Source organism: Pleomorphomonas sp. NRK KF1 (genome assembly GCF_023721755.1).
GTDB lineage: Bacteria > Pseudomonadota > Alphaproteobacteria > Rhizobiales > Pleomorphomonadaceae > Pleomorphomonas.
Window position 1 is genome coordinate 177,968 of sequence record NZ_JAMDLH010000003.1, and the last position, 12,290, is coordinate 190,257.

Annotated in this window: 12 protein-coding genes; 1 reads left to right on the forward strand and 11 read right to left on the reverse strand. The window is 64.8% G+C overall.

Annotation, left to right across the window (positions count from 1 at the left end; translation table 11 throughout):
* Positions 1-106: 106 nt before the first annotated feature.
* The 8 genes from M4J39_RS10270 to miaB form a co-directional block, all read right to left on the reverse strand.
* A complete protein-coding gene (locus tag M4J39_RS10270; RefSeq protein WP_251727979.1) occupies positions 107-868 on the reverse strand; it encodes a tRNA (guanosine(46)-N(7))-methyltransferase TrmB in 762 nt (253 codons plus the stop codon).
* Positions 869-968: 100 nt separating this feature from the next.
* The gene (gene metK / locus M4J39_RS10275; RefSeq protein ID WP_251727752.1) at positions 969-2,144 is read right to left on the reverse strand and encodes a methionine adenosyltransferase; all 1,176 of its coding nucleotides are present in this window, start codon (positions 2,142-2,144) and stop codon (positions 969-971) included.
* Positions 2,145-2,440: 296 nt separating this feature from the next.
* Positions 2,441-2,854, reverse strand: coding sequence for a helix-turn-helix domain-containing protein (locus M4J39_RS10280; protein WP_101288846.1), 414 nt, complete (start codon positions 2,852-2,854; stop codon positions 2,441-2,443).
* 146 nt (positions 2,855-3,000) lie between these two features.
* Positions 3,001-4,629 carry an apolipoprotein N-acyltransferase gene (gene lnt / locus M4J39_RS10285; RefSeq protein ID WP_251727753.1) on the reverse strand — a complete coding sequence of 543 codons (1,629 nt, stop codon included), beginning with the start codon at positions 4,627-4,629 and terminating at the stop codon, positions 3,001-3,003.
* 173 nt (positions 4,630-4,802) lie between these two features.
* A complete protein-coding gene (locus tag M4J39_RS10290) occupies positions 4,803-5,834 on the reverse strand; it encodes a hemolysin family protein (protein WP_251727754.1) in 1,032 nt (343 codons plus the stop codon).
* Between the two features lie 66 nt (positions 5,835-5,900).
* Positions 5,901-6,401, reverse strand: coding sequence for an rRNA maturation RNase YbeY (gene ybeY, locus M4J39_RS10295; RefSeq protein ID WP_251727755.1), 501 nt, complete (start codon positions 6,399-6,401; stop codon positions 5,901-5,903).
* Entirely contained in the window at positions 6,398-7,411 is a 1,014-nt protein-coding gene (locus M4J39_RS10300; protein WP_251727756.1) for a PhoH family protein, read from the reverse strand. The genes ybeY and M4J39_RS10300 overlap by 4 nt, the downstream gene beginning before the upstream one ends.
* Before the next feature lie 61 nt (positions 7,412-7,472).
* Positions 7,473-8,951, reverse strand: a complete 1,479-nt coding sequence (gene miaB / locus M4J39_RS10305) for a tRNA (N6-isopentenyl adenosine(37)-C2)-methylthiotransferase MiaB (protein WP_256469731.1) — start codon at positions 8,949-8,951, stop codon at positions 7,473-7,475.
* A gap of 186 nt (positions 8,952-9,137) precedes the next feature.
* Between miaB and M4J39_RS10310 the strand changes: the two genes are divergently transcribed.
* Positions 9,138-9,671, forward strand: coding sequence for a gamma carbonic anhydrase family protein (locus tag M4J39_RS10310; protein WP_251727757.1), 534 nt, complete (start codon positions 9,138-9,140; stop codon positions 9,669-9,671).
* Between the two features lie 18 nt (positions 9,672-9,689).
* Here M4J39_RS10310 and M4J39_RS10315 read toward each other — a convergent pair whose 3' ends face one another.
* Genes M4J39_RS10315 through M4J39_RS10325 form a run of 3 tightly spaced genes read right to left on the reverse strand, consistent with a single transcriptional unit; the run spans position 9,690 to position 12,286 of the window.
* Positions 9,690-10,775 (reverse strand): chemotaxis response regulator protein-glutamate methylesterase, encoded by a 1,086-nt coding sequence (locus M4J39_RS10315; protein ID WP_305884126.1) that lies wholly within the window; start codon positions 10,773-10,775, stop codon positions 9,690-9,692.
* 8 nt (positions 10,776-10,783) lie between these two features.
* Entirely contained in the window at positions 10,784-11,428 is a 645-nt protein-coding gene (locus M4J39_RS10320; protein ID WP_251727758.1) for a chemoreceptor glutamine deamidase CheD, read from the reverse strand.
* Between the two features lie 3 nt (positions 11,429-11,431).
* A complete protein-coding gene (locus M4J39_RS10325; RefSeq protein WP_251727759.1) occupies positions 11,432-12,286 on the reverse strand; it encodes a protein-glutamate O-methyltransferase CheR in 855 nt (284 codons plus the stop codon).
* Between the last annotated feature and the right edge of the window lie 4 nt (positions 12,287-12,290).

The following is a 12,290-nucleotide window of genomic DNA, read 5'->3' on the forward strand; positions in this document are numbered from 1 at the left end:
ATCGCGGGCAATAAAAAAGAGCGGGACCTCTCGGACCCACTCCCAACCCGCTTTATGAAGCGCATCAGAACTGATGCACCCCATATAGGCCGCTTTTGCGCGGAAATCAATGGCCGCCGATGATCTCGCCCGAAACGCGGTTTCCGCGCGCCAGACGTCGAAAGGTCAGATAGGCCGAGCCTCTTCCCTCGCGCCGCGCCTTGGCCTCGTAGCGGGTTCCGGGCCAACCCTCCCAAGGCTGGCGCCAGTCGTCGGGTGCCGAGGCGGTCCACAAGAAGTCGGAATTGGCGCGGACGTGACGCAGCGTCCAGTCGACGTAGGTGTCGATATCCGATGCAAACCAGAACTCGCCCCCGTCCTTCAACACGCGTGCGAAGCGGGCAACGGTGTCGGGGCCGACGAACCGTCGCTTCCAGTGGCGCTTCTTCGGCCAGGGATCGGGATAGAGCAGGAGCACGCGGTCGAGCGAGGCCTCTGGCAACCAGTCGAGAACCTTGACGCCGTCTTCGCCGCTGAGGCGGACATTGACGATCTCCTCGGCGGCGATCCGTCCAAGCGCCTTCGTCATGCCGTTGATGAACGGCTCGACGCCGATGAAGCCGACGTCGGGTCGTTCGAGCGAACGATGGATCAGGTGTTCGCCACCGCCGAAACCGATCTCCAGCCGTATTTCGCCCGGCGCATGGGGAAAAAGCTCCGCGAGGCTTTGGGGAGAGGGGGTCGCAAGGTCCAGCGAGAGCCTGGGTAGATCCGCCTCTAGGCGTTCGGCCTGCCCCTTCCGCAGCGTCTTGCCTTTGCGGCGGCCAAAAAAGGCGCTCTCGCGTGGCTCGCCGGGCCGGTGCTCCGGTCTGTGGTCGTCGTCGCTCATCGATGCCCGTTGCATGCATAACTCGGGCGGTCGGACCGCCCGGCAATGAAAAACCCCGGCAGCCGAGCTGCCGGGGCGGTGTCTAGCGTATTTCCGCGCCTCAGGCGAGGGCCGACTTCAAGGCGTCGACGAGGTCGAGCGCCTCCCAGGAGAAGCCGCCGTCGGCCTCGGCCGCCCTGCCGAAGTGGCCATAAGCGGCAGTCCGGGCGTAGATGGGCTTGTTGAGGCCGAGCCGCTCGCGAATGCCGCGCGGCGACAGGCGCACGAAATCGCGGTCGCCGAGCACCTTCTCGATCCGGGCCGGATCGACGTTGCCGGTGTCGTGCAGGTCGACGTAGATCGACAGCGGGTCGCTGACGCCGATAGCGTAGCTGAGCTGGATCGTGGCGCGATCGGAGAGGCCGGCGGCGACGATATTCTTGGCCAGCCAGCGGGCGGCATAGGCCGCCGAGCGGTCGACCTTGGTCGGATCCTTGCCGGAGAATGCACCGCCGCCATGCGGCGCCGCGCCGCCGTAGGTGTCGACGATGATCTTGCGGCCGGTGAGGCCGGCATCGCCGTCCGGGCCGCCGATCACGAACTTGCCGGTCGGATTGACGTGCCAGATGGTCTTCTCGTCGACCCAGCCGGCCGGCAGGGCGGCGATGATGTAGGGCTCGACGATGCGACGCACGTCGGCCGATGTGAGGCCGTCGGTGTGCTGGGTGGAGAGAACGATCTGCGGCGCCCGTACCGCCTTGCCGTCCTCGTAGGCGACGGTCACCTGGCTCTTGGCGTCGGGACCGAGCAACGGCTCCTTGCCGGACTTGCGAACCGCCGCGAGATCGCGAAGAATCTTGTGGGCATAGTAGATCGGCGCCGGCATGAGTTCCGGCGTCTCGCGGCAGGCATAGCCGAACATGATGCCCTGGTCGCCCGCGCCTTCATCTTTGTCGGCCGCCGCGTCCACGCCCTGGGCGATGTCGGACGATTGCTCGTGCAGCAGGATCTCGATCTTGGCGGTTTCCCAATGGAAGCCGTCCTGTTCGTAACCGATGTCCCGGATGGCCTCGCGCGTCAGCTTCTCGATCAGCGCGTTGTCGACGGACAGCGGACCGCGCGTCTCGCCGGCGATGACGACACGATTGGTGGTTGCCAACGTCTCCGCTGCCACGCGCGCCTGCGGTTCGGCGGCTAGGAAAGCGTCAACGATGGTGTCGGAGATGCGGTCGCAGACTTTGTCGGGATGACCTTCCGAGACGGACTCGGAGGTGAAAAGGTAGTTCTGGCGAGACATAGGGTTGACCCCTCAAAGAAGACGTCGACGCGGTCGACGGAAGACTGGTCCGCCGCGGGGTATGGTCCGTCGCGGCGCCTTCTTTTCGCAAGCCTCCGGGAAAAGCGCAAGCTCGGGCCATTCGCTCGCGCGCGTTTGCACGGCGCCGTGCGTTCCGTGCCACGGCAAGCGGGAATCCGTTCGTTGCGAGGGGCGCTCGGCGCCCTCGTTTCCGATGAAACGAGGGCGGTCAAAAAGCAAAACGGATTGTCTCGACCGGCATCGAGACAATCCGTCAGAGCTTGAAACCCAACTGCTCAGGCCTCGCCGTCCTCGGCAGCCAGAGTTTGCACGAGGTCAACGATGCGCCGACGAACACGGGCATCCTTGATGCGCACGAAGGACTTGTTGAGCGAAAGACCCTCGGTCGACGACAGGAAGTCGACGACGTAGGAATGGCTCGGAGTCTCGGCGAATCCGGCGGCCTCCTCCGGCGTACCCGGGGCATCTTCGAAGAAGAACGACACCGGCACCTTGAGGACGGTTGCAATGTGCTGGAGACGGCTGGCGCCGACCCGGTTGGTGCCCTTCTCGTATTTCTGGATCTGCTGGAAAGTGATTCCGAGCGCTTCGCCCAGTTTTTCCTGGCTCATTCCAAGCATCATGCGGCGAAGCCTGACGCGGCTGCCGACGTGCACATCGATGGGATTGGGGGACTTTTTGCTGGCCATGTTGGTCTCGTCTGCGGTTTGTTCCGCGGTTACCGATGAGGCTCGCAAGGCGCGGTCTTTATTTTTTGTCTTGCGGCCCATTCTTGGCAAACGAACCACAAAGGGATCGTTGCGCGCTGAGATTGTTGTCTCTGAACGAGAAGTTGTCAACTCCCGGATCTACGGTTTCCCTTTCCCAGAAGCGACAACAAGATGAAAAAGACGCTAAATATCAAGAGAAACGTCGAACCGCTTCGTTGAAAGTAAGACTTGGGCCGCTCAGATGGGACAAAACCGTCGAGCACCCCTTCCTCGCCAAGTGGTAAACTTGCAACCAGCCTGCCATAGGCATCGATGATTGCCGATACGCCGGTATTCGCGGCGCGGACCATTGGTATGCCCTCCTCGATAGTTCTCAGACGGGCGGCGTCGAGGTGCTGGTATGGACCGGCGCTGTGGCCGAACCAGCCATCGTTGGTGATGTTGACGAAGTAATCGGGACGGTCGCCTTGCGGCAGCACTTCGCCCGGAAAGATCGCTTCGTAACAGATCAGCGCCGAAAAGGATGGATGGCCGGCAATCGCGATGAGGTTGCGATGAGGACCGGGCGAAAATCCGCCGATGCCGCGAAACAGTTCGCCAACACCCAGCCGGCGGACCAGCGATCCGAATGGCATGTACTCGCCGAAGGGGACGAGGTGCACCTTGTCGTAGGCGGCGCGGATGGCGCCGGTGTCGTCTATGGCGAACAGCGAGTTGTAGTATCGGCGCCCCCCCTCGGCCTGATCGTCGGCCGGCTCGATGCGCGGCGCACCGGTAAGCAGGATCGTGCCCGGTGACAGCAGGTCGGCAATGCGGGCGAGCGCCTCCGGTTCCTCGGTCAGGAAAAAGGGCAAGGCCGTTTCCGGCCAGACGATTTCGGAAAACGACATGGCGCCCAGCGTTTCGGGATCGGTCCGCCGGTCGGAGAGCGTCGTCAGCTTGTCCAGCGCCTCCTGTCTCTTGTCGGGAGACCACTTGACGGCTTGATCGATGTTCGGTTGCACGATGCGAATGCGGGCGTCGGCCATCACCGCCTCGCCTGCCGGCGCTGCGTTCGAAAGCCTGTGGAAGCCCCAGCCGAGGTCGGCCACCACGAGTGCCAGGACCGATGCAAGGGTCACGCGCCGCAGCCAGGGTCGGCGCCCTGGTTCATCGACAAGGAGAGCCGGAGCGGCGAACACGGCGATGCCGGCGAACGTCAGCCCATAGACGCCAATCACACTTGCCGCCTGCGCGGTCACGTCGGTGAAGGCGACAGCCTGTCCGAAGAGGTTCCAGGGGAAGCCGGTCAGCACGTGTCCGCGCAACCATTCGGAGGCGCCAAGCCCGAAGGCCAGCGCGAAGATGCGTGTCGGGCCATCGCTCCAAAGGAGACGGGCCACGAGGGCGCCAAGGGCCATGAACAGTGCAAGGCCGGCGGCAAGCCCCACGACGGCGAGCGGCATAAGTGGAATAAGAGCCGACCGTCCCTCGGCGAAGAAGGCGATCCCCACCCAGTGGAGACCGGCGAGAAAATAGCCGAAGCCGAACCACCAGCCGGTAACCGCAGCAGGCCGCAACCGGCGAATGCCGCGCGGTCCCGCCACGACCGCACCGTCGATGAGGAGCACCAGAGCCGGCAGCGTGAGGAAAAGGATCGGCGCGGCATGCACGGGCGCGAGGGCCAGCGCCGAGATCGCGCCGGCCGCGAGGGCGGCAAAACGTCGCGGCCACCCCCAGAGGAGCAGGAGCCGATGGGCAAAGGTATCAAACATCGCGCCTCTTCCCTCGCCGGCGAATCGGTCGTTGCGTCCGAAGCAATAGCCGGTCGCCGTCGGAGAGGGAATGCCGGACGATCACCGGAAGTCGCTTTGGCGACTTCCGGCAACGTGCAATGCACGAGGCGGATTCAGTGGTCGATGCGACAATCGGACGCGGAGGAAATCCCTCAGGCCCCGACTTCGGAAGATTCGACCGTCTCTGCCGGCTCGTCGGGGCGCGCGAAGAGGCGCACCGTCTTGATGCGGCGTGGATCGGCATCGAGCACTTCGACCTCCCAGCCGGGCAGGTCGTCGGAGACGATCACTTCGCCACGCACCGGAATCCGGCCAAGGGCGGCGAACAGCAGGCCGCCGAGCGTGTCGACGTCTTCGTCGTAGTCCGCAAAGGAAAAGCTCGGGCCGATCGTCGCCCTGACGTCGTCGAGATCTGCGCGGGCGTCGGCGAGATAGACGCCGTCCTGCACCGTCTTGACCAGCGGGCCATCCTCGTCGTCGTGCTCGTCATCGATCTCGCCGACGATGGTCTCGACCACGTCTTCGATGGAAACGATGCCGTCGGTACCGCCATACTCGTCGATGACCAGCGCCATCTGGATATGGGTCGCCTGCATCTTCTGCAAGAGATCGGTGGCGGGCATGGACGGCGGCACGAACAGCACGGCGCGGACCAGCTTCGCCGCTTCGAGCGTGATGTCGAGGTCGACCTTGCCGACATCCAGCCGACCCTCGTCCGCCTCGGCGGTCGCATCGCTCCGCGCCTTGCCAGTAATGTGGGTGATGAGATCCTTGATGTGGACCATGCCGATGGCGTCGTCGAGCGTCTCCCGGTAGACCGGCATCCGCGAGTGTCCGGAAGCCTCGAACAGTCCGAGCAACTCGGCCAGCGTCGTGTCGGCGTCGACGGCGGCGATGTCGGCCCGGGGAACCATGACGTCGGCGACGCGCGTTTCCCTGAGACGAAGGATGTTTCGGATCAGCGTCCTTTCCTCGGGCGAGAAGGCGGCGTCGAGCGCATCCTCCTGGCTCAGCGCTTCTTCGAGGTTCTGACGGAGAGTTGCCGAGGTCTTGAAGCCGAAGGCCTCGCGCAAGCGCGCCAGCCAGCTCGATCCGGAACCTGTTGCACCCTCGGCCGAGACGCCCGGTTGGGCCGTCGCGGCCATATTCTGACTGCCCGTACTATGACTGTCGCTGTCGCTCATTGTCCTTCTTCCGCGCCGCCCGCCGGCCCTCCCGGCCGCTGGCGGACGCCCCGATAATGCCGTCCCTCAGCGGCCGGCGCCGCCCATCGGCGCGTCGGCATAGGGGTTGGCGATGCCGAGCCGGGCGAGAATGGCCGTCTCAAGGCCCTCCATCTCCTCGGCTTCGTCGTCGTTCATGTGATCATACCCGACGAGATGCAGGAATCCATGCACGATCATGTGCAGAAAATGGTCGCGGAAGGAAATGCCTTCTTCAACCGCCTCGCGTGCCACCGTCTCGTGCGCCACCACGATGTCGCCGAGCAGCGGTCCGTAGGCATCGGCCTCCGGGTCGTCCTGCGGGAAGGACAGCACGTTGGTCGGCTTGTCCATGCCACGGTGATCGTGGTTGAGCACTCGGATCGCGGCATCGTCGGTGAGCAGGAGCGACAGTTCCGCGTCGTCGGCGATCTCGGCATCGGCCGCCGCCGCCGCCATGGCGACGGCCGCCTCGACATCGGCGCGCCAATCCTCGGCCGCTTCCCACAGTGGGCTGTCGGCGAGGATATCGACGGCGATCACGCTCATGGCTTATCTCCGCGGGCGGCTAGCCGCTCCCGGCTGTCGTCATCATAGGCCTTGACGATGCGGGCCACCAACTCGTGGCGGACGACGTCCTCGTGGCTGAACCGCACCTGCACGATGCCGGGCGTCTCGGTGAGGATGCGGCTGGCCTCGACCAGGCCGGATACCTGTCCCGCCGGCAGGTCGACCTGGCTGGGGTCGCCGGTGACGATCATCTTCGAGCCGTCGCCGAGGCGGGTGAGGAACATCTTCATCTGCATCGACGTGGTGTTCTGCGCCTCGTCGAGGATGACGGCGGCATTGGCCAGCGTACGGCCGCGCATGAAGGCCAGCGGCGCGATCTCGATGGCGCCTGAGGTGAGGGCGCGCTCGACACGCTCGGGCGGCATCATGTCATAAAGGGCGTCGTAGAGCGGGCGAAGGTAAGGATCGATCTTCTCGCGCATGTCGCCCGGCAGGAAGCCAAGCCGTTCGCCGGCCTCGACCGCCGGTCGCGACAGGACGAGACGCGCCACCTCGCCGCGCTCGAGCAGCGCCGCCGCGTGCGCTACGGCGAGGTAGGTCTTGCCGGTACCGGCGGGCCCGAGACCGAACACCAGGGTCGAGCGGTCCATCGCGCGAATGTAGGCATCCTGCGCCGGGTTGCGGGCGACGACCGTCTTTCGGCGGGTGGAAATGGCGGCGAGCTGGAGCCGAGAGCCGGCGTCCATCGTCGGCAATGGAAGCTGGTCGCCGACCGCCAGCGCCATGCGGACCGCCCCCTCGACGTCGGCGGAGGTGATGGTCTGACCGGCCTGAAGTCGGCCGTAGAGCGCTTCCAGCACGTCGCGAGCGCGGCTGGCCGCTTCGTGCGATCCCCGGATCGTCACCTGATTGCCGCGTGCCGTGGCGTCGACGCCGAGCTTCTGCTCGATCAAGGCCAGATGCTGGTCGAACTGACCGTAGAGCGGGCCGATCAACCGGTTATCCTCAAAGACCAGCACCAGATGGGTGAGGTCGGACGCATAGGTCATGGCGTTCCCCGGATAGGTCGCGACAGTCGCGACGGCATGGTCGGTGCGTGTCCCGACGGCCTCATGCCGACCGTCGGGCCGGTACGGGCTCGCCTTCGAGCCGACCGATCAGACTGTGTCCGCCGGTCGCCTCGATGGTCACGTCGGCAATCTCGCCAATAAGCGACGACGGTGCCATGACGGCCACTGGCTGCAGGTAGGGCGATCGCCCGACGATCTGGCCGGGAAGGCGCCCTGTCTTCTCGAACAGCACCGGCAACGTCCGCCCGACAAGGCGCTCGGCAAAGGCCTTCTGTTGCTCTTCGAGCAGGGCCTGCAGCCGGTGCAGACGTTCGCTCTTCACCGCTTCCGGGACCTGATCGGCAAGCCCCGCCGCCGGCGTGCCGGGGCGCGGCGAATACTTGAAGGAGAAGCAGGCGGCATAGTCGACGGTGCGGACGATCTCCATGGTGGCGGCGAAGTCGTCCTCGGTCTCGCCCGGGAAGCCGACGATGAAATCGCCCGATATCGCCATGTCCGGCCGTGCCGATCGGATTCGCTCGATGAGCGCGACGTACTCCGCTGCGGTGTGGCGGCGGTTCATGGCCGCGAGAATGCGGTCCGAGCCCGACTGCACGGGTAGGTGCAGGTAAGGCATCAGTTTGGAGTTGTCGCCATGGGCGGCGATCAGCGCGTCATCGAGGTCGCGCGGATGGCTGGTGGTGTAGCGAATGCGGGCAAGGCGCGGCAGCTCCGACAGGCGCGCGAGGAGGCCTGCGAGGCCAACCGTTCGGCCCTCTTCATCCATGCCGTGATAGGCGTTGACGTTCTGGCCGAGGAGGGTGATTTCGCGCACGCCGGCCGCTACCAGGGTCCTTGCCTCGTCTACGATTCTCTCGACGGGACGCGAGGCTTCCGAACCGCGCGTGTAGGGCACGACACAGAAGGTGCAGAACTTGTCGCAGCCTTCCTGCACGGTAAGGAAGGCCGTCACGCCACGCGAGCGAACGGCTGCTTCGGACGGCGCTGCCAGATGGTCGAACTTGTCCTCCGCCGGGAACTCGGTCTCCACCACCTTCGGTCGGGCCGGCGCCTTGCCTTCGGTGGCCGCCGGTCGTTCGCCGGCACGAACCCGTTCGATCAACTCCGGCAGGCGGTGATAGGTCTGCGGCCCGAACACCATGTCGACGACCGGTGCGCGGGCGATGATCTCCTCGCCTTCCGCCTGGGCGACGCAGCCGGCGACGGCAACCAGCGTCTCGCGCCCTTCGGCGGCACGTTCCGCCTTCAGAACGCGAAGACGTCCCAGCTCGGAGTAAACCTTCTCGGCCGCCTTTTCGCGGATGTGGCAGGTGTTCAGGATGACGAGGTCGGCATTCTCGGGGCTGTCTGCGGTTGCGTATCCGAGCGGCGCCAGCGTGTCCGACATGCGGTCGCTGTCGTAGACGTTCATCTGGCAGCCGTAGGTCTTGATGAAGACAGACTTCTTATCCGTCACCGTTGCTCGCTTTCCCTCATGGGGGACGGCCGATCGGAACCGTCCCGTCAAAGATAACGGCATCTAGTGCATTTTGGGGAGCGGCGAAAGGCGGTTTTCCAACAAATTCGCGTGCAGATTGGCCGGCCGAGCTTTCTTGATGCTGGAACGATTAGTTGCCGGTCCACGTCCTGCTCCGACTTGATCGCTGGCGATCGGGTCTTACAAGTGATCCGGAATGCTTGATCATCACCGCCCGGGAACTCTCTCATGCCGATCTACGAACTCGACGGAATCGCCCCCGAACTGCCCGAAGATGGCGACTATTGGGTTGCCCCCGACGCCCACGTGATCGGTCGGGTAAAGCTGGGCTCGGAGGTGGGCGTCTGGTTCGGGGCGGTGATCCGTGGCGACAACGAGCCGATCGTCGTCGGCGCCCGGACCAACATTCAGGAAGGTGCGACCTTGCACACCGATCCTGGCTTTCCCCTGACCATCGGCGAAGGTTGCACCATCGGCCACCAGGCGATCGTCCATTCCTGCACATTGGGCGACAACGTGCTGATTGGAATGGGCGCCACCATCCTCAATGGCGCGAAGATCGGCGCCAACAGTCTGGTTGGCGCCAACGCGCTCGTTACCGAAGGCAAGGAGTTTCCGGAAGGATCGCTGATCGTCGGCGCGCCGGCGCGGGCCGTGCGGACACTTGATGATGCGGCCATCGAAAAGCTGCGGCGGTCGGCGGAAAACTACGCCGCCAACTTCAAGCGCTTCAAGGCGGGCTGCCGCAAGATCGCCGACTGAGCCGGTCCGCCGCCTCGTTCAGGCATGCGCCGTCTCGGCCGTCTCCGGCGAAAAGGTCGCGCTGAGATAGGGGGCGATGCCGTGAAGCGGCAATTGCCGCTCCACCGCGCCGATCTCGAAGGCGGCGCGCGGCATGCCGTAAACCACCGATGTCGACTCATTCTGACCAATGGTTCGACCACCGCCGAGCCGGATGTCGAGAAGACCCGAGGCGCCGTCGCGCCCCATGCCGGTCAGGATGATGCCGAGACTGTTGATCGGACAGATTCTGGCCATCGAGCGGAAAAGCACGTCGACCGAGGGTGCGTGCCCGGACACGCGTTCCTCGCCGCCGAGGCGGCAGGTGAGGTTGGGTCCGGCGTGGCCGAGCTCGAACTGGCGCCCTCCCGGTCCGACATAGACAGTGCCGGGTCGCAGAACTTCGCGATCCTCGGCCTCCTTCACGCGCAAGGCGCAGAGGCCGTCGAGCCGGCTGGCGAACGAGCCGGTGAACTGGCCGGGCATGTGCTGGACGATCAGGATCGGCGGCATCTGAGCCGGCAGATCGGTCAGCACGGCGCGGATGGCTTCGACACCGCCGGTCGAGGCGCCGATGCCGATCACCGTGCCGTTGCGCGAGCAGCCGATCGGCGGCGGCGAGGTGGACAAGCGGCTCGCTGTCTTCTCCGGCGTTCTCTCCGGTGTCGTGCGATGGGCACCGACATTTGCCGCCGCGGCGACCTTGATCTTGTCGATGAGCTCGGCGGCGATCCTGTCGAGGTCGGAGGCCTTGCTGGGTTTGCCGACGACGTCGATGGCGCCGATCTCGAGGGCGCGAAGGGTGCTGAAGGCGCCGGCCTGGGTCAGCGTCGACACCATCACCACCGGCATCGGTCGCAAAGCCATCAGCTTTTCGAGAAAGGAGATGCCGTTCATGCCGGGCATTTCGACGTCGAGCGTCAGCACATCCGGATTAAGGCGCTTGATCGCATCGCGTGCGGCGAACGGATCGGCCGCGGTGCCCACCACCTCTATGCCGGGGTCGCGGGCGAGGACACTCGTGAGCATGTCGCGTATCAGGGCACTGTCATCGACGATGAGCACGCGGATGGGCATTCCGGGCATGATGGTCCTCAGAAAAGATCAACCTCGCCTTCGACCTTCGTTCGTGCAAGTCGGTCCCTGAAGGAGTGCTCTTCGTCGACGAAAGCGGGGTGGGTGGCGGTGCCGAGCAGAAGCCTGTGCACGACACCGGTCGAGGGGTTGTAGTGGATGCGGCGGCCATAGCAGCCCCCGAGATCCGCGGAGGCAATCGGAAGCCCCTCGGCGCGGAGGTAATCGAGCACGAAGGACACGTTGGACGAGCCGATCAGAGACGGCCCGTCCGTGAGATCGGCGCCGCCGAACAGCTTGATCTCCAGGCCCCTCCGTTCGCAGCCGGACTTCAGGACCTCGTTGATCAGCACCTCCATGGCGTAGTTGCCGTAGCGAAGCGCGGCGCTGGCGCCGTTCCAGATGCCGGAATCGCTCTCTGGCAGCATGAAGTGATTGAGACCGCCAAATCCGGTTGCCGGATTGCGGATGCAGGCGGCGACGCAGGAGCCGAGGACGGTGACGATCATTTCGTCGGCCCGTGCCGTCACGTAGGCTTCGCCCGGCAGAACGCGCACCGCCTGTATGCCCCGCCGCCAGTCGTAGGATCGTGGAGCTTCATGTCGGTGCGAGCCGACGTTTTTCTCCGGAGACGCAGTTGCTTTCGGCTGACCGGCGAAGGACATCGCTCAGCTACCCTTTTGGTAGATCGTCGGACCGCGCAGGCGGAAAACCGTCTTCTGGTCGAGAATGGTTTCGGAATGGCCGATGTAGAGCCAACCACCGGGAGCCAGAAGGTCGGCAAAGCGCTGCACCAGTCGGGCCTTGGTCGGATTGTCGAAGTAGATCATGACGTTGCGGCAGAAGATGGCGTCAAACGGCCCCTTCATCGGCCACGCCTCGAGCAGGTTGAGCTGCTTGAACGCGATGAGCTGCCTGAGTTCGGGACGCACCTGCCATTCGCTTCCGCTGCAGGCCGTGAAATGGCGATAGCGCCTGCCTTTTCCGAGTTCGGCGACCGACTGTCCTCCATAGCGACCGGATGAACCACGTGCCACCACCGAACTGTCGATGTCGGTCGCCAGGATCCGGGTGTCGCATTGTACCCGCGACGCAGCCGTCTCGCGGTAGGTCATGGCGATCGAGTAGGGCTCCTCGCCCGTCGAGCAGCCTGCCGACCAAATGCGAAGGCGTGTTCGGCCGTTGATTCCGTCGGTCGACAGATCGGAGAGCAAGTTTTCTGCAAGATGGTCGAAGTGATGTTTCTCTCGGAAGAACCGGGTGAGGTTGGTGGTGAGGGCGTTGATCAGGTATTCGATCTCGTCTTCGCCCTCGGGGCTTGAGTAGTAGTCGCAGTACTCGGCGAAAGTCGAGAACCCAAGTTCCCGTAAGCGCCGCGTCAGCCGCGAGTAGACCATGTTGATCTTGTGGTCGGGCAGGGTGATGCCCGTCCGACCGTGAACGAATGCGGAGAGGCGCCTGTATTCCTTCAATGTGAAGGGAATCTCGCGATGTTCCGGGGCGGTCGTGCTGAGAGCGGCCATATTT